The 21,715-nt window shown below is 64.3% G+C and carries 18 protein-coding genes and 1 tRNA gene; 11 read left to right on the top strand and 8 right to left on the bottom strand.

Features of this window, described 5'->3' with window-relative positions; all coding sequences use genetic code 11:
• Window positions 1-68: 68 nt before the first annotated feature.
• Window positions 69-986 (bottom strand): LysR family transcriptional regulator, encoded by a 918-nt coding sequence (locus P3T18_RS06875; protein ID WP_429299180.1) that lies wholly within the window; start codon window positions 984-986, stop codon window positions 69-71.
• 76 nt (window positions 987-1,062) lie between these two features.
• A complete protein-coding gene (locus P3T18_RS06870; protein WP_429299179.1) occupies window positions 1,063-1,722 on the bottom strand; it encodes a glutathione S-transferase family protein in 660 nt (219 codons plus the stop codon).
• A gap of 226 nt (window positions 1,723-1,948) precedes the next feature.
• On the opposite strand from P3T18_RS06870, the gene fliD reads away from it, so the two are divergent.
• The gene (gene fliD, locus P3T18_RS06865; protein ID WP_429299178.1) at window positions 1,949-3,463 is read left to right on the top strand and encodes a flagellar filament capping protein FliD; all 1,515 of its coding nucleotides are present in this window, start codon (window positions 1,949-1,951) and stop codon (window positions 3,461-3,463) included.
• 60 nt (window positions 3,464-3,523) lie between these two features.
• On the opposite strand, the gene P3T18_RS06860 is transcribed toward fliD, so the two are convergent.
• The 3 genes from P3T18_RS06860 to trxB all read right to left on the bottom strand — a co-directional run bounded on the left by P3T18_RS06860 (window position 3,524) and on the right by trxB (window position 6,138).
• Window positions 3,524-4,144: a trimeric intracellular cation channel family protein gene (locus P3T18_RS06860; protein ID WP_429300057.1), complete on the bottom strand. Its 621-nt coding sequence runs from the start codon at window positions 4,142-4,144 to the stop codon at window positions 3,524-3,526.
• Window positions 4,145-4,157: 13 nt separating this feature from the next.
• A complete protein-coding gene (locus tag P3T18_RS06855) occupies window positions 4,158-4,937 on the bottom strand; it encodes a Smr/MutS family protein (protein WP_429299177.1) in 780 nt (259 codons plus the stop codon).
• 202 nt (window positions 4,938-5,139) lie between these two features.
• Window positions 5,140-6,138, bottom strand: a complete 999-nt coding sequence (gene trxB / locus P3T18_RS06850; RefSeq protein ID WP_429299176.1) for a thioredoxin-disulfide reductase — start codon at window positions 6,136-6,138, stop codon at window positions 5,140-5,142.
• A 354-nt stretch (window positions 6,139-6,492) separates the two neighbouring features.
• Here trxB and P3T18_RS06845 point away from each other — a divergent pair, with 354 nt between their 5' ends.
• Entirely contained in the window at window positions 6,493-8,808 is a 2,316-nt protein-coding gene (locus P3T18_RS06845; protein WP_429299175.1) for a DNA translocase FtsK, read from the top strand.
• A gap of 180 nt (window positions 8,809-8,988) precedes the next feature.
• Window positions 8,989-9,723 (top strand): outer membrane lipoprotein chaperone LolA, encoded by a 735-nt coding sequence (gene lolA, locus P3T18_RS06840; RefSeq protein ID WP_429299174.1) that lies wholly within the window; start codon window positions 8,989-8,991, stop codon window positions 9,721-9,723.
• A gap of 78 nt (window positions 9,724-9,801) precedes the next feature.
• On the opposite strand, the gene P3T18_RS06835 is transcribed toward lolA, so the two are convergent.
• Window positions 9,802-10,725, bottom strand: a complete 924-nt coding sequence (locus P3T18_RS06835) for a LysR family transcriptional regulator (protein WP_429299173.1) — start codon at window positions 10,723-10,725, stop codon at window positions 9,802-9,804.
• A 170-nt stretch (window positions 10,726-10,895) separates the two neighbouring features.
• Between P3T18_RS06835 and speB the strand changes: the two genes are divergently transcribed.
• The gene (gene speB, locus P3T18_RS06830; RefSeq protein WP_429299172.1) at window positions 10,896-11,885 is read left to right on the top strand and encodes an agmatinase; all 990 of its coding nucleotides are present in this window, start codon (window positions 10,896-10,898) and stop codon (window positions 11,883-11,885) included.
• Between the two features lie 87 nt (window positions 11,886-11,972).
• Here the strand turns inward: speB and cytX are convergent, their stop codons facing one another.
• Window positions 11,973-13,289, bottom strand: a complete 1,317-nt coding sequence (gene cytX, locus P3T18_RS06825; protein WP_429299171.1) for a putative hydroxymethylpyrimidine transporter CytX — start codon at window positions 13,287-13,289, stop codon at window positions 11,973-11,975.
• A 218-nt stretch (window positions 13,290-13,507) separates the two neighbouring features.
• Between cytX and P3T18_RS06820 the strand changes: the two genes are divergently transcribed.
• The 7 genes from P3T18_RS06820 to P3T18_RS06790 all read left to right on the top strand — a co-directional run bounded on the left by P3T18_RS06820 (window position 13,508) and on the right by P3T18_RS06790 (window position 20,575).
• The gene (locus tag P3T18_RS06820) at window positions 13,508-14,821 is read left to right on the top strand and encodes a replication-associated recombination protein A (RefSeq protein ID WP_429299170.1); all 1,314 of its coding nucleotides are present in this window, start codon (window positions 13,508-13,510) and stop codon (window positions 14,819-14,821) included.
• Window positions 14,822-14,879: 58 nt separating this feature from the next.
• Entirely contained in the window at window positions 14,880-16,175 is a 1,296-nt protein-coding gene (serS, locus tag P3T18_RS06815) for a serine--tRNA ligase (RefSeq protein WP_429299169.1), read from the top strand.
• Window positions 16,176-16,326: 151 nt separating this feature from the next.
• A tRNA-Ser gene (locus P3T18_RS06810) sits at window positions 16,327-16,416 on the top strand.
• Between the two features lie 259 nt (window positions 16,417-16,675).
• A complete protein-coding gene (locus tag P3T18_RS06805; protein ID WP_429299168.1) occupies window positions 16,676-17,977 on the top strand; it encodes an NAD(P)/FAD-dependent oxidoreductase in 1,302 nt (433 codons plus the stop codon).
• Window positions 17,974-18,837, top strand: coding sequence for a DUF1365 domain-containing protein (locus P3T18_RS06800; protein WP_429299167.1), 864 nt, complete (start codon window positions 17,974-17,976; stop codon window positions 18,835-18,837). The genes P3T18_RS06805 and P3T18_RS06800 overlap by 4 nt, the downstream gene beginning before the upstream one ends.
• A 12-nt stretch (window positions 18,838-18,849) precedes the next feature.
• The gene (locus P3T18_RS06795; protein WP_429299166.1) at window positions 18,850-20,061 is read left to right on the top strand and encodes a class I SAM-dependent methyltransferase; all 1,212 of its coding nucleotides are present in this window, start codon (window positions 18,850-18,852) and stop codon (window positions 20,059-20,061) included.
• Window position 20,062: 1 nt separating this feature from the next.
• Window positions 20,063-20,575, top strand: a complete 513-nt coding sequence (locus P3T18_RS06790; RefSeq protein ID WP_429299165.1) for a chalcone isomerase family protein — start codon at window positions 20,063-20,065, stop codon at window positions 20,573-20,575.
• A 29-nt stretch (window positions 20,576-20,604) separates the two neighbouring features.
• Here the strand turns inward: P3T18_RS06790 and P3T18_RS06785 are convergent, their stop codons facing one another.
• Window positions 20,605-21,666, bottom strand: coding sequence for an alpha/beta hydrolase (locus P3T18_RS06785; RefSeq protein WP_429299164.1), 1,062 nt, complete (start codon window positions 21,664-21,666; stop codon window positions 20,605-20,607).
• Between the last annotated feature and the right edge of the window lie 49 nt (window positions 21,667-21,715).

Below are 21,715 nucleotides of genomic sequence, written 5' to 3'. Positions count from 1 at the left end.
CCCATGCGTCGCGAGACACATGGGGCTTCTGCTTTTGCGGCGCATGCTGCCGGATTCAGCGTGGGATATCAGGCCTCGGGAAGACGCAGATCCGGATTGTTGCGCACCAGTTCCGTGACCCACTCGGTGAACGCGCGCAGACGCGAACTGAGATTGCGGCGATGCGCGTAGAGAATCGACAACGGCGTGCCGGGGCTCGTGTAGTCCGTGAGAATTTCCGTCAGCGCGCCTTCCTTGATCATATCGGCGACCATGTAGCGCGAAGGCTGGATGATGCCGTAGCCGAGCGCGCCCGCGCCGATGTAGACGCTGCCGTCGTTCACCGCGAGCACGCTCTTGAGCGTGACCTTGGCGATCTCGCCGTTCACTTCGTATTCGAACGGGAAGGTCTTGCCGCTGCGCGCCGACACGTAATTGACCGCGCGATGTTCGGCGAGGTCTTCGAGTGTGGTGGGCGTGCCGTATTTCTCCAGATACGACGGCGACGCGCACGTCACGATGCGCGCGTGGCCGATACGCCGCGCGACCAGGCTCGATTCTTCAGGCGTGCCCATGCGGATCACGCAATCGACGCCGTCCTGAATCAGGTCGATGTTGCGGTCGGCGAGTCCGAGCCGCACGTCGATGTCCGGATACAGCGCATAGAAATCGTCGAGCGCGGGTAGCAGCAGCGCGCGCGCGAGCGTGCCCGAGGTATCGACGCGGATCGTGCCGGACGGGCTCTCGCGCTTGTTCGACAGCGACGACTCCGCGTCGGCGACTTCCGCGAGAATGCGCACGCAGCGCTCGTAGAACAGCGCGCCGTCTTCGGTCACGCTCACCTGGCGAGTCGAACGGTTCAGCAAACGCACGCCGACGTGTTCTTCGAGCGCCTGAATCGTGCGGCTGACTTTGGCGCGCGGCAGGTCGAGGGATTCGGACACTTTGGAGAAACTGTTCGCATCGACCACCCGCGTAAAAATCTCCATCGCTTCGAAACGGTCCATGTTTTGCCTTGTCTGGTATGGGCGGAAGGTTTGTCGAAGTGGAGTTTACAGGGTCGGTAATTTGTTGTCGCGTAGCTCAGTCGCGATCTGGTGCGCCGAGCGGGAAATACGAGCGGAACGGCCGCGCTTCGTCCACCGCGCGGGCGAACGAAGGACGCGCCAGCAGCCGCTTGCGATACGCGATCACGTTCGGGAATGCCGCGTCGATGCGATGCGTCCAGTCGGCGTAGAACAGGAATGGTGCGGCGCCGCAGTCGGCGAGACTGAAGTGCTCGCCCGCGGCCCATTCGCGCTGTGCCATTTTTCCGTCGAGCCACGCGTAGGCGGTGTCGAGCATGGCGCGCGCTTCGGCAACCGCGATCGGATCGCGTTCCGACTCCTTGCGCATGCTGTCGTAGATGATCTTCTGTTGCGGCGTCGAGATGTAGTTGTCGAAGAAGCGATCCATGCTGCGCACTTCCAGCGCCGCGCGCGGGTCGGCGGGTAGCAGCGCCACCGTGCCGGGATGATAAAGCCCGAGATATTCGACGATCGTGCTCGCCTCCATGACCGTGCGCTCGCCGTCCACGAGCACGGGAAAGCGCTTCATTGGCCACAACGCGGCGAATTCCGCCATGACCTGAGGATCGTCGTGCGACAGCAGTCGCCATTCGAATGGCGTGCCGTTCTCATACAACGCGGTGAGGACTTTCTGACAGTACGACGAGAACGGATGAGCGTAGAGCTTCAAGGGCATCGTATTCACCTGAGGGGGTTGAAGAGTCGTTTCTCACACGACGATTGACGGTAGCGCAAGTCGACCGATTTACAGAAAAACGTCACAAAGTTCTGAAGAAAGATGGTGTAACATTTGAAAACTTTGTAAGAGATGCCGACGTTCCCGAATAGGCGCAATAAAACAGCAAGAACGCCGGGGCGTCGCTAGAACAAGACCAGACCAATTCGCCATACGGGGCCAACGCATGTCGACGATCACCACCACCTCTTCCGTCAACAGCGCGACCAGCAACGCGCAAAGCCAGTTGCAGCAAGCTGCGCAATCCATCATTAGCGGTTCGACCGGCAATTCGTCGATGGACGTGTCGTCGCTGGTGTCCGCGCTGGTGAATGCGAAGACGGCGGGGCAGGCGGCGTCCCTGAACAAAAAGCAGACGAGCGACAACACCACGCTGTCGGCTTACGGCGCGCTGAGTTCGGCGCTGAACGCGTTGCAGGCGGCCGTCAAGAATCTCGCCGACGGCTCGGCCTTGCAGTCGTTCGCCGCCACGGCGAGCGGCAAGGGCCTCGATGCGTCGGCGGGCGTGGGAGCGGTGGCCGGCGGCTATTCGATCAACGTCAAGCAGATCGCGTCGTCGCAGAGTCTGTCTTCGGCGGCATTCGATTCGAGCGCGAAACTCGGCACGGGCAACCTGGCGATCTCGGTCGGCGGCAAGTCGATGAACGTCACGATCGACGACAGCAACAACACGCTTGCGGGCATTGCCACCGCCATCAACAAGGCCGCCAACAATCCCGGCGTGTCGGCCACCATCGTGACCGGCACCGGCGGCGCGCACCTCGTGCTGCGCTCGACCACGACCGGCGCGGCCAACACCATCAACATCGTGACGAGCGGCGTGCAGAACGACGCCGGTCTGTCGAGTCTCGGCGTGACGTCCACGCCCGGCACGAACGGCGCGGAATCCACGATCGTTTCATCGGATACCGGCAAGGCCTGGAAGCAGAGCGATCCCGCGCAGGATGCCGAGTTCACCATCGGCGCCATCACGGCCACGAGTTCGAGCAACGCGGTCACGACGGCCATTTCCGGCGTCACGCTGAATCTGTCGAGCGCGTCGGTGGGCACCACGCAAACGCTGACGGTCGCTTCGGACACGACGGCGCAGAACACCACGATCACCAACTTCGCCAATCTGTACAACACGGTGGTCACGACCATCAACTCGCTCTCGTCCTACGACAAGACCTCGAAAAGCGCGGGTGTGCTGCTCGGCGACTCCACGCTGATGACGATCAAGAACGCGCTGGCGACGATCGTCGGCAGTGGCGTGGGAACGGGCAGTTCGGCGGTGGGACTGGCGTCGATCGGTATTTCACTGAAGGGCGATCCGGCGGACGGGACGCTGGTGGTCGATAAAATCGTGCTGGGTACGGCGCTGACGAGCAACCCAGGACGGGTCGCCACGTTGTTCAACGCGACCAACGGGATCGGCGCGAAGCTGAACACGAGCATCACCCAGTTCACGCGCACCGGCGGCATCATCGACACGCGCAACGCGGCACTCACCGCCGACCTGAAAAGCATCACCGCGCAGCAATCCACGCTGGCCAACTACGCCACGCAACTGACGAACCAGTATCAGAATCAGTTCACTGCGCTCAACACGCTGATGGCCACGATGAACAACAACTCGGCCTATCTGACGGCGTTGTTCGGCGGCTCGAAGAGCGCGGGCGCGCTGGCCACCAACAAGTAAGCGTGAAGGTTGGGCGCGCTGGTCCCTGCCGGGGCGGCGCGCCGGAGATGTCGAACGTGCCTAGTGCGGCAGACGCACGTTGAAGCGGAAAGTCAGCAGCCGCGCGAGCAGGATGAAGGCGGTGGCGAGCAGCACGCTATACACCGTGTCGACCTGCATGTAATCGAGCAGCACGTAGAACCAGCAGCCGACGAAGGCGCACGTCGCATACGGCCGCGAGTCGCGCAGAATCAGCGGCACTTCGTTGCACAGCACGTCGCGGATCACGCCGCCGAATACGCCGGTGAGCACGCCCATCATCACCGAGGTGAACCACGGCATCTGCGCGTCGTGCGCGATCGACGTGCCGGAGATGCTGAAGAGCCCTAATCCCACCGCGTCGGCAACGAGCAGCGTGCGCTCGGAGATGATTCGCGACGTCATCTTGAGCAGCGTCGGTGCGAACAGCGCCATCACGAAGATCGCGATCAGATATTCCTGATGCTCGACCCAGTAGAAAGGCCGCCGTTCGAGCAGGACGTCGCGCAAGGTGCCGCCGCCAAAAGCCGTGGCGATTGCCACGAGGAACGTCCCGACCGCGTCGAGCCGGCGGGTTCGGGCTTCGATAAAACCGGACAGCGCGTACGCAAAAATAGCCAGCGCTTCCATGATGGTCAGCGCCAGCGTCAGCCTCGGATGGATCACCGGAACTCCATCAGACTTTAGGATGCGCGGAATGCGCGGAATGCGCGGGCAGGGCGCCCGGCTGCAGCAGCACGAGCACCGCACCGGCGCCGCCGTCGTGCGGACGCGCCTGGCAGAACGCAATCACCTCGGACTTCTGCACCAGCCACGCGCGCACCTTGCCCTTGAGCACCGGTTCCTTGCCGATCGAACCCAGACCCTTGCCGTGAATCACGCGCAGGCAGCGCAGCCCGCGCTTCACCGATTCGCGGATGAACTCGGCCAGCGCTTCACGCGCTTCCTCGCGACGCATGCCGTGCAGATCGATTTGCGCCTGCACGATCCAGTCGCCGCGACGCAGCTTGCGGACCACTTCCTGGCTCACGCCGGGCCGGCAGTAAGAGAGCGTTTCGTCGGTTTCGAGCAGCACTTCTGGGTCGAACTCGTCGGAGATCGCTTCGTGCAGGACCGCTTCTTCGTCGAGGCGCGTCTGCACCGGCAAGGGCGGCGGCGGATTGCGCGGGATGCTGGCGCGCGGCGGCACGGCGAGCGGGGCGACCGCGCCGATTTCACGGCGGAACAGGTCGGCGTCGGCGCTGGCTTCGCGTGTGGCCGCCGCAGCCGCGACACGTTCGCGCTCGCGCCGTTGCGCGTCGCCCTTCAAGGCGTCGCGCAACGCGCCGAGGCCGGCCAGACCTGCCGCCGGATCGAGCTTCGGCTTGGCCGCGACGGGCGATGCGGCTTCGGGCGCGGGGCGCGCCGCGACGCGCGGGCGTTTCGGTTCGCTCGGATGGGGCTGGTTTTTCGGCATGGCAATACACGGGAAAAGTAGGTCGATTGCGCGACACGCCTGGCTGCGGCACCGGATGCTGAACTGGTGAGCCGCCGCAAAACAAGAAAGGCCGCCGGCTTGCCTGCCGCGGCCTTTTTTGAAGCGGGCGGCCAGAACGTGTCCAGCCGCCATTTTAGCGTCCCGCTCGCCTGCGCCGGGTCGTGCCCGGCAGTTCAAACGATCAACGCTCGGCTTCGGCGCTCATGACGTGCTCGCCGATCTCTTCGACGCTTTCCAGATAGCGCTGGGCGTCGAGTGCGGCCATACAGCCCGTGCCGGCGCTGGTGATGGCCTGGCGGTACACGTGATCCTGCACGTCGCCTGCCGCGAACACGCCCGGCACGCTGGTGGCGGTAGCGAAACCGTTCAGACCGCCCTGGGTGATGATGTAGCCGTTCTTCATCTCCAGCTGGCCTTCGAAAATGTCCGTGTTCGGCTTGTGGCCGATCGCGACGAACAGGCCTTGCAGCGCGATGTCCGTGGTTTCGCCGGATTGCGTATTCTTGATGCGCAGGCCGGTCACGCCGGACTGGTCGCCGGTGACTTCGTCGAGCGTGCTGTTCCACTTGATCTCGACCACGCCTTCCTTCTCTTTCGCGAGCAGGCGGTCGATCAGGATCGGTTCGGCGCGGAACTTGTCGCGGCGGTGGATCACCGTCACTTTCTTGGCGATGCCCGACAGATAGAGGGCTTCCTCGACTGCGGTATTGCCGCCGCCGACGACGGCCACATGTTGCTGCTTGTAGAAGAAGCCATCGCAGGTGGCGCAGGCGGACACGCCCTTGCCCATGAACGCTTCTTCCGACGGCAGGCCGAGATATTGCGCCGACGCGCCCGTCGAGATGATCAGCGAATCGCAGGTGTACTCACCCGAGTCGCCGATCAGGCGGATCGGTTTTTCATCCAGCTTGGCCGTGTGGATGTGGTCGAAAATGATTTCCGTGTTGAAACGCTCGGCGTGTTCGAGGAAACGGGTCATCAATTCCGGGCCTTGCACGCCGTTCGGGTCGGCCGGCCAGTTTTCGACGTCGGTCGTGGTCATCAGCTGGCCGCCCTGGGCGAGACCCGTGATCATCACCGGCGAGAGGTTGGCGCGCGCCGCGTAGACAGCCGCCGTGTAGCCGGCGGGACCGGAACCGAGAATCAGAACCTTGGCGTGTTTCGTGGAAGTAGCGGGCATGATCGAAATCCTTATACGGCGCCCGGCTCGCCCATGCGAGGCCGCGCGACTTGGCTGAAACTGTAGATGGGTATCAGTCGAGCATTATAAAGGGCGGTGCGCAGGCCTGCTCCATGAAGCTTTCCGATCGCCGCGATAGCCTCGGCACGGGCGTGGGCGGCTCGCAAACGGCCTTTCGTGTGGTTGATCGGCCAAGTTACCCTCAATTACAGCCTCCCGTCCGACACTGCGTTTACAATAGGCCGGATCGAAGTTCCCGGCCAAGGGGATCGGGCTCGAAGCCACGCGGGGCGAGGCTTTGGCCGCGACTCCGGCGGGAAAGTGCAACATACGGCCACACACGCAACAGGATCAATGGCAAAAGCTCCCTATTCCGCGAGCGCGCAGGCATTGCCGCACCGCATGTCGCGCCTCTTCACTGAAATCCGCTGGATCCTGCAGGTGGCGCTAGGCGTGTTCCTGCTCATGGCGCTCGTCAGCTACAGCCGGCGCGACCCGAGCTGGACGCATGCCGCGCAGGTCGATCACATCGCCAACTGGGCGGGCCGCGTCGGCGCGCGCACCTCGGACATCCTGCTGCTGCTGTTCGGCCTGTCCGCCTACTGGTGGATCGTGCTGCTCGGCCGTCATATCTCCGCGAACTACAGGCGCATCACCCGTCACGAAGAACCGCAGGAAGACGCACCGCGCGACATCAGTTGGCTGGCCGACGCGTTCGCCTTCATGCTGGTCCTGCTCGCGTGCAGCGGCATCGAAGCGCTGCGCATGTGGTCGCTGAAAGTGCAGTTGCCGGGCAGCGCGGGCGGCGTGGTCGGCGAGGCCGTCGCGCGCGGCGTGTCACATGCGCTGGGCTTCACGGGCGGCACGCTCGCGCTGCTCATTGCGCTCGGCATCGGCCTGTCGCTGTATTTCCGTTTTTCGTGGCTGTCGGTGTCGGAGAAGGTCGGCGAGTCGATCATTTCCGCCGTCACCTTCGCCAAGCTGCGCCGTGAGGCCGGCCGAGATCGCAAGCTGGGCGAGGCCGCCGCGGTGAAGCGCGAGGGCAAGGTCGAGAAGGGCCGCGTGCGCATCGAGGAGCACGAACCCGTCATGATCGTGCCGCCGGTGGTCACGCCGGTCAAATCGGAGCGCGTCGAGAAAGAACGCCAGGTGCCGCTGTTCACGGATCTGCCGGGCGACTCCACCTTGCCGCCCATTTCGCTGCTCGACGCAGCGCCGGCCGCGCAGGAAACCATCTCGGCGGATACGCTCGAATTCACTTCGCGTCTGATCGAGAAGAAGCTCAAGGACTTCGGCGTCGAGGTGAGCGTGGTCGCCGCCTATCCGGGGCCGGTCGTCACGCGTTACGAGATCGAGCCGGCTACCGGCGTGAAGGGCAGCCAGATCGTGGGTCTGGCGAAAGACCTGGCGCGCTCGCTGTCGCTCGTGTCGATCCGCGTGGTCGAAACCATTCCGGGCAAGAATTTCATGGCGCTGGAGTTGCCGAACCAGCGCCGCCAGACGGTGAGTCTCTCGGAGATTCTCGGCTCGGCCGTGTATGCCGACGCCGCGTCGCCGCTCACCATGGGCCTCGGCAAGGATATCGGCGGCAAGCCGGTTTGCGCCGACCTCGCAAAAATGCCGCACCTGCTGGTGGCCGGTACGACCGGTTCGGGCAAGTCCGTCGGTATCAACGCGATGATCCTGTCGCTGCTCTACAAGGCGAGCGCCGACCAGGTCCGCATGATCCTGATCGATCCGAAGATGCTCGAAATGAGCGTCTACGAAGGCATTCCGCATCTGCTGTGTCCGGTCGTGACCGATATGCGCCAGGCCGGTCACGCGCTGAACTGGGCGGTGGCCGAGATGGAGCGCCGCTACAAGCTGATGAGCAAGCTGGGCGTGCGAAACCTCGCCGGCTACAACAACAAGATCGACGAAGCCACCAAGCGCGAAGAAAAGCTGCCGAATCCGTTCAGCCTCACGCCGGACGATCCGGAACCGCTCTCGCGTCTGCCGAACATCGTGATCGTGATCGACGAACTGGCCGACCTGATGATGGTGGTCGGCAAGAAGGTCGAAGAACTGATCGCGCGCATTGCGCAGAAGGCGCGCGCGGCAGGCATCCACCTGATTCTGGCCACGCAGCGTCCGTCGGTGGATGTGATTACCGGCCTGATCAAGGCCAATGTCCCGACGCGCATGGCGTTCCAGGTGTCGTCGAAAATCGACTCGCGCACGATTCTCGACCAGCAGGGCGCGGAATCGCTGCTCGGTATGGGCGACATGCTGTATCTGCCGCCGGGTAGCGGCTTGCCGGTGCGTGTGCACGGCGCGTTCGTCTCGGACGAAGAAGTGCATCGCGTCGTCGACAAACTCAAGGAACAGGGCGAGCCGAACTACATCGAGGGCATTCTCGAAGGCGGCGTGACCGGCGAGGGCGACGAAGGCTCGGCGGGCGCGGGCGGAACGGGCTCCGCCGACGGCGAGTCCGACCCGCTGTACGACCAGGCCGTCGACGTGGTGCTGAAGAACCGCCGCGCGTCGATCTCGCTGGTGCAGCGGCACTTGCGCATCGGCTACAACCGCGCCGCGCGTCTGCTCGAGCAGATGGAAAACTCGGGCGTGGTGTCGGCCATGTCGTCCAACGGCAATCGCGAGATTCTCGCGCCGGCACGCGAAGCGGAATAAGCGCGCGGCCGTGCAGGTTGGCGGTGCACGGTCCTAAGCGTCGTTTAAGGCTTGGCGCTTAACCTGATCAGACACACGCCGGGCCGCCGCCCGTCAGCGACGACATAACCGGCGGCGTCGCGGCGCCACGCATGCCGCCGCGACCGCTCAAACGAATTCAATCAAGGGAGAGAAAACACTATGCAGCTTTTCGCGCAGCAGCACGCTCGACAGAGTGCGAAATCCAGCCGCTTCGGCGCACTTGCCCGCAAACTCACGCATGGCATCGCCGGCGTGGCGATCGGTGCGTCGGTGCTGGTGGCATCGCAGGCATTCGCGAGCGGCACCGAGCAATTGAAGGCGTTCGTCGCGCAGGTGCATTCGGCGCGCGGCACCTTCGTGCAGCAGGAAGTGCGTGCGCCGAGCAAGGCGCAGGCCGCGAGCGGCGCGTTGACCACCACCGGTGGCAGCAAGACCGGCACGTCGAGCGGCACGTTCACCTTCGCGCGTCCCGGCAAGTTCATCTGGCAATACGAAAAGCCGTACGCTCAACTGCTCCAGGCCGACGGCGACAAGCTCTACGTGTACGACAAGGATCTGAACCAGGTCACGGTGCGCAGCCTCGGCGGCGCGCTCGGTGCGAGTCCCGCGGCCATCCTGTTCGGCAGCAACGATCTGGACAAGAACTTCACCTTGCGCGACGCCGGTGTGAAGGCCGGTATCGACTGGCTCGAACTCACACCGAAGGCGAAAGACACGCAGTTCCAACGGGTGGGCATCGGCTTCAAGGATGGCAACCTCGAAGCCATGGAACTGCACGACGTGTTCGGCAACGTCACGCTGCTGACGTTCTCGAATATCCAGAAGAACCCGCCGCTGCCGGCAGACGCGTTCAAGTTCACGGTGCCTAAAGGCGCGGACGTGATCAACGGTTGATCGTTCCTGCAGATCGACGTGAAAAAGCCGCGCTTCAAGCGCGGCTTTTTTCGTTTTGGCTCATGGACCACTGAAAATTTACGGCTCGTCCGACTCGATGATTTCCGTGGGATGAGCGGCTTTCATGTCGTCGATAAACGCCTCGACGATATCAGTGCGGTGCTGGCGCGCTCGCGTCACCATATGAAACGCGACGCGATAGCGCATCTGCGCGGGGTTTAGCGCGGCCAGCAGCCCCTGTTTGACGAACGGCGCCGCAAAGTGTCCCGGCAGGTAGCCGAGATGATGACCCGACAGCACCAGCATCGCGACCGCCTCCATGTTGTCGGCCACGGCAGTGACGTTCTGCGGCGTGGTCGAGCTTTCGGCTTCGGGTAGCGGATAGCTGCGCCACGCCCACTCGTGGCTCGCGGCCTCGGCCGGCGACACGCTGCCCGCCGACGCAAACAGCGAATGACCCTTGGCGCAGTAAGCGAACTGGTCTTCGGCAAACACTTCCGTGTATTCGAGCGACGGCACGCGATGCCAGAAATAGCCGATGCCGATCTGGATTCGCCCGTTCAGCAGCAATTCCTCCAGCTCGCCCGGCGAGCGCACCAGAATCGAGAACCGCACCGACTGATCGCGCGCGCGAAACCGGCCGATGGCGTCGCTGATGCGCGCGCTGGCCGATACCGGCGTGTGCCCGATCATGCCGATATCCAGCGTGCCGACCAGCTTGCGGCCGACGTTGCGTGCCTGCATGCCGAAGGTGTCCACGGCGGCGAGCAGGGCGCGCGCGGCGTCGATGAACTGCTCGCCGCGCGCGGTCAGGCTGAAGCCGCCACGGCCGCGCTCGCACAGCCGGTAGCCGAGACGCGTCTCCAGCGTGGCGAGTTGCGTGCTGATGGTGGACTGGCCGACGTTCAGCGTCGCCTGGGCCGGCGAGACGCCGCCAGCGTCCACGATGGCGAGGAAAACGCGGATCAGGCGCAGATCGAGATCGGTGAGTTGGGAGAACATGCGGCAGGATACATCGTTGAGGATCGATGTTAAGTTTATTCGGTTCGTATTTTAACTTCCAGCAAACTGCTCAAGAATCGAGATTCGCCCGGCAAGGCGCGTTTTTCTGCCTATGCCCTCAGCCGGTTGCACCCCATTGGGCTAGCGCCCGTTTTCATTGCCGAGACACGATGAATACCTCTTCCTTCATTTCCCCCGACGCCGGTGAACGGCCGCAACCGCTGTCCGGTAACGCCATGCCGCGCAGCGGCGGCATCGCGACCATGATGCGCCTGCCGAACGTCGGCTCCGCAGAAGGTTTCGACGCCTGCTTCGTCGGCGTGCCGTTCGACCTCGGCACGTCGAACCGTACCGGCGCGCGTTTTGGTCCGCGTCAGATCCGCAGCGAGTCGGTGCTGCTGCGCCCGTACAACATGGCGACGCGCGCGGCGCCGTTCGATTCGCTGCGCGTGGCCGATCTCGGCGACGTCGCCATCAATCCGTATAACCTGCACGACTCCATCAAGCGCATCGAAACCGCGTACGACGAAATTCTTCAGCACGATTGCAAGCCGATCACGCTGGGCGGCGACCACACGATCGCGCTGCCGATCCTGCGCGCGATTCATCGCAAGCACGGCAAGGTCGGGCTGATTCACGTCGACGCCCACGCCGACGTCAACGACACGATGATGGGCGAGAAGATCGCGCACGGCACGCCGTTTCGCCGCGCGGTGGAAGAGGGCTTGCTGGACTGCGATCGCGTCGTGCAAATCGGTCTGCGCGGCACGGGCTACGCTGCCGAAGATTTCGACTGGTGCCGCGATCAGGGCTTCGAAGTCGTGCAGGCCGAAGCCTGCTGGAACCAGTCGCTCGTGCCGCTGATGGCACGTGTGCGCGAGCGCATGGGCGACGGCCCGGTGTACATCACCTTCGACATCGACGGAATCGATCCGGCATTCGCGCCGGGCACGGGCACGCCGGAAATCGCCGGACTGACGGTGCCGCAAGCGCTGGAAATCATTCGTGGCTCGCACGGCTTGAACATCGTGGGCTGCGATCTCGTGGAAGTCGCGCCGCCGTACGATCCGTTCGGCACCACGGCCCTGCTCGGCGCGAACCTCGCGTTCGAATTGCTGTGCGTGTTGCCTGGCGTCGAGTATCGGGCAGCCACGCGCTAAGCTCGCGCGAAACATTGCTGCATGAAGAAAAGGCCCGCGTTTGCGGGCCTTTTTCGTTTTTCAGCTGACGCTATGAGATCGAGCGCATCAGGCGTAAGCCGTCTTTCTCGCCGACACGAACAGCAGGTAGCACACCGCGCCGATCACCAGCGCCGGCAACGTCGCGCCGAGATTCGGCAGCCACTGGTTGATGGCCTGGTAAGCGGCGATGCCGATCGCCCACGCGACGAACGCGCTCAGATGCCAGCCGCCCGAGAAGGCGTAGCGGCCTTGCAGATCCGCGAGCGCGGCGGCTTCGATACGGCGTTTGCGCACGATGAAGTGATCCACCAGCACCACGCCGAACAGCGGCGCGAATACCGAGCCGATCAGCAGCAGGAAGTTCTGGTACTTCGCCATCGGCACCAGCAGCGCGATCAGCGTGCACAGCGCGCCGAATGCGGCGGAGAGCAGCGGTACGCTGCCGCGCGTCCAGAACGTGCCGGTCGAGACGGCGGCCGAATGGATGTCGGCGAATGCGTTGTCCACTTCGTCGATCAGGATCAGCAGCAGCGCGAGGCCGCCGCCGGCTTGCGCCAGCGCGCCGGTCAGCAGGGCGTCGCCGCCGCCGGCCGCCAGGCCGTAGATCGCGCCCAGCGCGTAGAACCACAGATTGGCGATGCCGTAGCCGAGCAACGTACCGCGGAAGGTTTCGCCGGGGCGTCGGCCGAAGCGGGTGTAGTCGGCGATCAGCGGCAGCCACGAAAGCGGCATGGCGACCACCAGATCGATTGCGCCGCCGAACGACATCTCACCCGTGCCCGCACGGCGCATCAGTTCAGCGAGATCGTGTTTGGCGAGCAGATTCCACGTGAGCCACGCGGCGCCGGCCAGCAGCAGCCAGATGCCCCACGTGCGCAGAAAGCGCCGCACGAAGGAGAGCGGGCCGCTGATGGCCAGCAGCGTGGCGAGCAGGCCGAAGACCACCGTCCAGATGAGCGGCATGGAAAGGCCGAAGGACTGTTTGGCGAGCGCGTCGGCGGAATCGCGCATCACGATGACCTCGAACGAGCCCCAGCCGACCAGTTGCACGGCGTTCAGCACCGCCGGCACCGACGCGCCGCGCACGCCCAGCGTGGGCCGCAGCGACGACATGGCGGCGAGGCCCGTGTCCGTGCCGATCACGCCGGCGAGCGCCAGCAGAACAACACCGATCACGCTGCCGATGACGATGGCCAGCAAGGCGTGCGGCAGCGACAGCCCCGGCACGAGCAGCGCGCCCGCCTGAGCCACCAGCAATCCGATGCCGAGCGAGAACCACAGCGCGAAGGCGTCGCCGGTGCGGAACGCGCGACGCGCGTCGGGCACCGGCGTGAGCGGTGCGTAGGTGGAACCGGCGTCGCCGGCGATTGGATCTTGTGCCATCTGATCTTGTCCCTGTTGATGTTGCGATGTTATCTAATTTTGCCCGCCAAACCGGCGGATGAACGCGCGTTGGCCATTCGGCCAGGGCATGTTCGGGCGCCGTCACTGTCATAATGCAGGACGTTGCCTCCGTTCTCGTGCGGCGGCGCGGCTCACCGGCAGCACGCCGCCTTCAAACGGACCGCGTCCGGAAAAGCCGAGATTATCCCCAAAACGTCATGTTTGAAGAAACCCGTGCCAATGTTCCGCTCGCCGAACGCCTGCGGCCCCGCAATATCGACGAAGTGATCGGCCAGAAGCACCTGCTCGGTCCGAACAAACCGCTGCGGGTCGCTTTCGAATCCGGCGAAGCCCATTCGATGATCCTGTGGGGACCGCCCGGCGTCGGCAAGACCACGCTCGCGCGGCTCATGGCCGACGCGTTTCATGCCGAGTTCATCGCGTTGTCCGCGGTGCTTTCGGGCGTGAAGGATATCCGCGAAGCCGTCGAGACCGCGCAGATTCATCGCGCGAACGGACATCAGACGCTGGTGTTCGTCGACGAAGTGCATCGCTTCAACAAGAGCCAGCAGGATGCGTTCTTGCCGCACGTCGAGTCGGGGCTATTCGTGTTCGTCGGCGCGACCACCGAAAATCCGTCGTTCGAAGTGAATAGCGCGTTGCTCTCGCGTGCCGCCGTGTACGTGCTGAAGAGTCTCACCGACGACGAGCAGCGCGAATTGCTCGATCGCGCGCAGAAGGAACTCGGCGGCCTCAAGTTTACCGACGAAGCGCGCGACGCCCTGATCGGCTCGGCCGACGGCGACGGACGCAAGCTGCTCAACAACCTGGAGATCGTGGCGCGCGCGGCCTCGCAGCAAAAGACCACGGAGATCGACGGCGCCCTGCTCGGCAGTGCGCTGGCGGAGAATCTGCGCCGCTTCGACAAAGGCGGCGACGCATTCTACGATCAGATCAGCGCGCTGCATAAATCGGTGCGCGGCAGCAGTCCGGACGGCGCGTTGTACTGGTTCTGCCGCATGCTCGACGGCGGCGCCGATCCGCGTTATCTGGCGCGGCGCATCGTGCGCATGGCGTGGGAAGACATCGGTCTCGCCGACCCGCGCGCGGCCCGCATCGCCCTCGACGCCGCCGAAACCTACGAGCGGCTCGGCACGCCCGAGGGCGAACTGGCGCTGGCGCAGGCCATCATCTATCTGGCGGTGGCGCCGAAGTCGAACGCCGGATACAACGCGTATAACGAAGCGCGCCGGTTCGTCGGCAAGGACCAGTCGCGCGGCGTGCCGGTGCATCTGCGAAACGCGCCGACCAAACTGATGAAGGAACTCGGCTACGGCCACGAGTATCGCTACGCGCACGACGAACCGGATGCCTACGCCGCCGGCGAGACCTATCTGCCCGACAACATGCGCGATCCGCACTGGTACGAGCCGACGCCGCGCGGCCTCGAAGGCAAGATCGGCGACAAGATGGCGCGGCTGGCCGAGCTCGATGCGCAGTGGCGCAACGAAAACAAGCCCAAGAAGGGCTGAGGCATCGTGCCGGTGCGCTAAAATCGTACTTTCATACAACGAACACCCGCCCCATCCCATGCTCGACATCCAGCTGCTGCGCAAAGACCTCGACGGCGTCGCCAAACGACTCGCCGACCGCGGCTACACCCTCGACGTGGCGGCATTCACCGCGCTCGAAGCGGAACGCCGCGACACCCAGACCCGTACCGAAGAAATGCAGGCGCGGCGCAACAGTCTGTCGAAGCAGATCGGCGGCATGAAAGGGCGTGGCGAGGACACCACGGCGCTGATGGCCGAAGTGGGCGGCATCGGCGACGAGATGAAGGCGTCGGCGGCCAGGCTGGACGATATCCAGAAGCGTTTGTCCGACCTCATGCTCGGCGTGCCGAACCTGCCGCACGAAAGCGTGCCGGCCGGCAAGGACGAAAGCGGCAACGTGGAAGTGCGCCGCTGGGGCACGCCGCGTCAGTTCGAATTCGAAGTGAAGGATCACGTCGACGTCGGCACGCCGCTCGGCCTCGACTTCGAGACCGGCGCGAAGCTGTCGGGCGCGCGCTTCACGCTGCTGCGCGGCCAGATCGCGCGGCTGCATCGTGCGCTCGCGCAGTTCATGATCGACACGCACACGCAGCACCACGGCTATACCGAGGTGTACACGCCGTACATCGTGAATCCGGAAATTCTGTACGGCACGGGCCAGTTGCCCAAATTCGCGGACGACATGTTCCGCGTCGAGAAGGGCGGCGATGAAAACACGGTCACGCAGTATCTGATTTCGACGTCGGAGATTTCGCTCACGAACACGGTGCGCGACAGCATCGTCGAAGCGGATACGTTGCCGATCAAGCTGACGGCGCATTCGCCGTGCTTCCGTTCGGAAGCCGGTTCGTATGGCCGCGACACACGCGGTCTGATCCGTCAGCATCAGTTCGACAAAGTCGAAATGGTGCAGATCGTGGCGCCGGACACGTCGTACGATGCGCTGGAGCAAATGGTCGTGCATGCGGAGACGATCCTGCAGAAGCTCGAACTGCCGTATCGCGTGATCACGCTGTGTACCGGCGACATGGGCTTTTCGGCCACCAAGACGTACGACCTCGAAGTGTGGGTGCCGGCGCAAAACACGTATCGCGAGATTTCGAGCTGCTCGAACACCGAAGCCTTCCAGGCTCGCCGGATGCAGGCGCGTTTCCGCAATGCGCAAGGCAAGCCGGAACTGGTTCATACGTTGAACGGTTCGGGTCTGGCCGTGGGCCGCACGCTCGTCGCCGTGCTGGAGAATTTCCAGAACGCCGACGGCTCGGTCACGGTGCCGGCGGCACTGCGCCCGTATCTGGGTGGCGTCGAACGTCTGGAAGTGCCGGCGGCCTGATTGGCGTCGGCTGTCTCCTGCCAAGTCTCTCTCAAATTTTTTTGGTGAGGGGCTTGGAAATCGGATTTAGCTGTTCTATAATCTTTCTCTCCCAAGCAACGACCCGCTTGGATCTGACGAAGCAGCTTCATCGCTGTGAGTCGGAAGACCCGGAAAGGTGGCAGAGTGGTCGAATGCGCTGGACTCGAAATCCAGTGTACCTTTAGGGGTACCGTGAGTTCGAATCTCACCCTTTCCGCCAAATTTAAAACCCCCGCAAAACGAAAGTTCTGCGGGGGTTTTGCTTTTGTCCGCGTGTTTTGATGCTCGGTTGCGGCGGTCTGATTGGTGACCTTCCTGCGCCTGGCGTCGGTCCCGGCAACGCAGCTTCGCTGCTTCAAATTTTCTTCCCTGCATCCATTCCCGTTCCCGCTGCGTAAATCCACTCAAGGACGCGCAACCTCGCTACGAAACCTATCTAACTAAACATCGCGCGCGCCCTGGACCAAGGAGACGCGCCCATGCCTCATTCCGCACCGACACCCCAGCTTCCGCGCGGCTCGCGGGTCGCGGTTATCGGCGCCGGCATTTCGGGACTCGCAAGCGCGTATCTGCTGTCGCGCAACCATCAGGTCACGCTGTTCGAATCGGCGGGTTACGCGGGTGGTCATACCAACACGGTCGACGTCACGCTTGAAGGGCATACGCATCCGGTCGATACCGGCTTTCTCGTTTTCAACGATCGCACCTACCCGAACCTGATCGCGCTTTTCGCGGAGTTGGGCGTGCAGTCGCATCCGAGCGAAATGACCTTCTCGGTTTCGCTCGACGAAGGCCGCCTCGAATGGGCCGGCACCAGTTTGAACACGGTGTTCGCGCAACGCCGCAACGTGTTCTCGCCGATCTTCATCGGCATGCTGCGCGACATCGTGCGCTTCAACGGCAGCGCCCAGCGCAACCTGGAAATTGCCACGCAGACGCGCGCGTCGATGGGTGAATTGCTGACCGCCGGCGGATACGGCGGCGCGTTCCAGCGGCACTATCTGCTGCCGATGGCCGCCGCGATCTGGTCGAGCGCCACCGCCGACATTCTCGCGTTCCCGGCCACGACCTTCCTGCGCTTCTGCCTGAATCACGCGCTGCTGCAGGTCAATCGCCGTCCGCAATGGAAGACGGTGGTCGGCGGCGGGCGTGAATATGTGAGACGCATTACGAACACGCTCGACGACGTGCGCATCGGCACGGCCGTGCGCGGTGTGCGTCGCGACGGGCAGGGCGTCGACGTGATGACGGACGGCGGCACCGAACGCTTCGACGCGCTCGTGCTCGCCACGCACGCGCCGACCACGCTGAAACTGCTCGTCGACGCGGATGCCGACGAGCGCAGCGTGCTGAGCGCGGTGCGCTATCAACCGAACGTCGCCGTGCTGCATACGGATACGAAGCTGCTGCCGCGTCGTCAGCGGGTCTGGTCGGCGTGGAATTATCTGGGCAGCCGGAGCGTCGACGGCACGCATCCGGTGTGCGTCAGTTATCTCGTGAATCAGTTGCAGCCGCTGCCGTTCAAGACACCGCTCGTGGTCACGCTGAATCCGGTGACGCAGCCGGCGCCGGGCACCGAGTTGCGCCGCTTCGTCTACGACCATCCGCTGTTCGATCTGGCCGCCATCGACGCGCAGCAGCGCCTGCCGTCGCTTCAGGGCACACGCCGCACGTGGTTCGCGGGCGCGTGGACCGGCTACGGTTTTCACGAGGACGGCCTGAAGTCGGCGTTGCGCGTCGCGGCGGATTTCGGCGCGTCGCCGTTGTGGGCGTCGCTATGAATCCGGCGCGCGTCCCCGTGACGCCGAACACCGATCGCGATCCGCCTGCGTGGCTGCTGAACGGCAAGGTGATGCACGAACGGCTGCGGCCGAAGCATCATCGTTTCACGTACCCGGTGTTCTACGTGCGTTGCGATCTGGACCGTCTCGATTCGCTCGACAGCGGCTGGTTCGGCGTCGACCGCTGGCGTCCGCTGAGTCTTTACCGGCGCGATCACGGTCCACGCGACGGCAGCGATCTCGCGGCCTGGATGCGCGCGCAACTGGCGGCGGCCGGCATCACGCAAGCGGACGGACGAATCTGGCTGCAAGCCTTTCCGCGCGTGTTCGGCTACGCCTTCAACCCGATTAGTTTCTGGTATTGCCACGACCGCGACGGCCGCCTGCGCGCGCTGCTGGCCGAAGTGCGCAACACCTTCGGCGATCGCCACAGCTATCTGCTGAGCGCGCCGAACCACGCGCCGATCACGCGGGACACCCCGTTGACCTGTCGAAAAGTGCTGCACGTCTCGCCGTTTTGCCGCGTCGAGGGCGGCTACGCGTTTCGCGTCAATGAAGCGCCGACGAGCGCATCCGTCGCGATCGATTACGAAGACGCCGAGGGCCTGCTGATTCGCACGGCGCTCGGCGGACGCCTGACACCCATGACGCGCACCACGGCGCTCGCCGCGCTGCTGCGTCAGCCGCTACTGAGCGTGGCCGTGGTGGCGAGAATCCACTGGCAGGCCGCGCGGCTCGCGCTGAAAAAAGCGCCGTTCTACGGCAAACATCCCGCACCGGCTCGCAGCGCCGACGCGTCCACCGATCCCATCGCAGCCGGCCAGCCGTCCGCCGCTGCGAGACCTATTTCGTCCGATTGAGGAGTTGCAGCTATGGCGCTTTCGAGAACCCTGAGCGGGCACCAGACCGCGCCCGCATCGGGCCGCCTGTTTCTTTCTTTGCTCGAACGGATTCAGGAGGGCCATCTCGTGCTGATTACGCCCGACGGTCAGCAACGCGTGTTCGGCGATCCGCACGCGGCGCCCGGCGCGCGGCTCGAGTTGCGCGACTGGCGCGCGTGCGGCGCGATCCTGCGCAAAGGCGACATCGGTTTCGCGGACGCATGGCGTTCGTTCTGGGTCGATACACCCGACCTGGCCGCGCTGCTGCGCGTGGCGATCCGCAACGAGCGCGCACTGCAACGCACCGTTTATGGCGGCTGGCTCGCGCAACTCTGGTATGGCTTGCGTCACAAACTGCGGCCGAACACGCGCACCGGCAGCCGGCGCAATATCCACGCGCATTACGACATCGGCAACGCGTTCTACGCGCAATGGCTCGATCCGAGTTTTACGTACTCGAGCGCGGTATTCGACGGCAATTTTCAGCAGACGCTCGAAGACGCGCAGCACGCGAAGTATCAACGCATCATCGACACGCTGGGTCTGCGCGCCGGCATGCACGTTCTCGAAATCGGCTGCGGGTGGGGCGGTTTTGCGATGCACGCGGCACGTCAGGGCATTCATGTGCACGGCGTGACTATCTCGCTCGCGCAACTCGAATTCGCGCAGACTCGCGTGCAGGAATCGAGGCTGAGCGAATTCGTGCAACTCGAACTGCGCGACTATCGCACCTTGACCGGGCAGTACGACGGCATCGTGTCGATCGAAATGTTCGAAGCCGTGGGCGAGAAATTTTGGCCGGACTACTTCGATATTCTGCGTGAACGTTTGCGGCCGGAAGCGCGTGCGCTGGTGCAAACCATCACGATCGACGAACCGCACTTCGCGGCCTATCGCGCCACCAGCGATTTCATCCGCGAGTTTATTTTTCCGGGCGGCATGCTGCCGAGCCCGCAGCGGTTCATCGACGTGGCGCAGCGTGGCGGACTCGCGGCCCATACGTCGCTGAGTTTCGGCCGCGATTACGCCGAGACACTGCGTCGTTGGCGTAATGCGTTCGAACAGCGACTCGACGCCATCCGCACACAAGGCTTCGACGAAGTTTTCGTGCGCACATGGCGTCTTTATCTCGCCTACTGTGAAGCGGGTTTCGACGAAGGCCGCACCGATGTCATGCAGTTCGTGCTGAGCAAAGGCGACTGAGATGCGCGCGCTGACCGCCATCGTTCTGCTCGTCTGGGCGAGCGCGGCCTTTGCCGATTGGCGCGGCGACGTGGAGACGGCGAAACTGGTCGGCGAAGGCGACTTCAGCGTGCTCGGTTTCAGGCTGTATCGCGCGCAAATGTGGAGCGAACGTCTGCCGGTCGATTACGACGAGCGCTTCGCCCTGCATATCGTCTACGCTCGCGGCATCCGGCGCGAACGGCTGACGGACGTGGGGATCGGCGAGATGAAACGGCTCGCCGCCGCGCCGATTCCGCAGGAAACGCTGGAGCGCTGGCGAGCGGACATGATGCAGGCGTTCGTCGATGTCGGTCCCGGCGACCAGCTGAGCGCGGTGAATCTGCCCGGCAAGGGCGTGCGTTTCTATGCGGGCGAGCGCATGACCGGTGAGTTCGACGATCCCGAATTCGCGCGCGCCTTCTTCGGCATCTGGCTCGATCCGTCGACACGTGCGCCTGTTTTGCGCAAACAATTACTTGGCATGACGAAATAACTGTTTTTGCTTTAGTGTGCGAGGTGTCGCTACTCGCTGCTGCCCAGCTTGCTCTGCTCCTGATGATCCGCATTTGCCGCCGATGCCGGTGTTGACATCGCGGGCGATGTTGCGGGCGCAACGGCAGCTTTCGTACGCCGGCCGCGCATCTGGAACACGTTGCCCGATGTGTCGGAATTGCCGGACGTGTCGTCATCGGCAAGATTGCGCCGCGTTGGCGTGTTCGTGCGCGTCACGATGAACTCGCTCGCGTCGTCGAGCACCGGCGCGAGTCCGCGCAACGGTCCCGCAATCGCGCCGACCAGCAGCGCGTGTCCGACGCGCGGATAGTGCTTCACTTCCACGTCCGCGTCGCCGACGGCACGCAGCTTTGCCGCGAGGCGGTCGGTATTGCCGGGGTCGACGGTCTTGTCGCGTTGGCCAACGGCGAGAAACATCGGCGGCTCGTCACCGGTGACGAAATTGATCGGCTGACTCGCGGCGCGCAGGGCGGGCGGGAAAATTTCTTCCAGCGTCGCGTCGTGCAGCGGCAGGAAGTCGTACGGGCCGGCCAGCCCGATCATGCCGCTGATGTCCTGCTTGCTCATGTGCTGCGCGGCGAGATAGCGGCCGTCGGTGGCGAGCAGCATGGCGATATGCGCGCCGGCCGAGTGTCCCATCAGAAAGACGCGCGACGGGTCGCCGCCAAACTCGGCGGCGTGATCGCGCGCCCAGCGCACCGCGGCGGCGGCGTCGTCGACGAAACCGGGAAATGCCGTTTCCGGCCATGTGCGATAGTCCGGCACCACGGCGACGAAGCCGCGCGAAGCGAGCGCCGCGCCGACGAACAGATAGCTTGCGCGCGAGCCGTTCTGCCAGCTGCCGCCATAGAAGAACACGACCACCGGGCGGCCGTGCGAGCCGAGCGGCGCCGCGCTCGCGGCGGGCAGGTAGACGTCGAGTTTCTGGCGCTGCGCGTTGCCGTACGCGAAGCCGTCTTCGGCCTGAAAGCTCTTGTGCGAGACGGTTGCGTTGAGTACGCCGGTCGCGCTGCAGCCGCCGAGGGCGGCGAGTGCGAGCGCGGCGGTCAGGGTGAACAGGCGTCGTGGCATGAAAGTCGTGTCCGTTCGAAGGGTGTCGTCCGAACAATGTACGCGCACG

The sequence above is a fragment of the Paraburkholderia sp. GAS199 genome (assembly GCF_050436585.1).
In the GTDB taxonomy this organism is placed as follows: domain Bacteria; phylum Pseudomonadota; class Gammaproteobacteria; order Burkholderiales; family Burkholderiaceae; genus Paraburkholderia.
The sequence above is the reverse complement of the archived record's forward strand: the minus strand, read 5'-3'. Positions and strand labels throughout refer to the sequence as shown.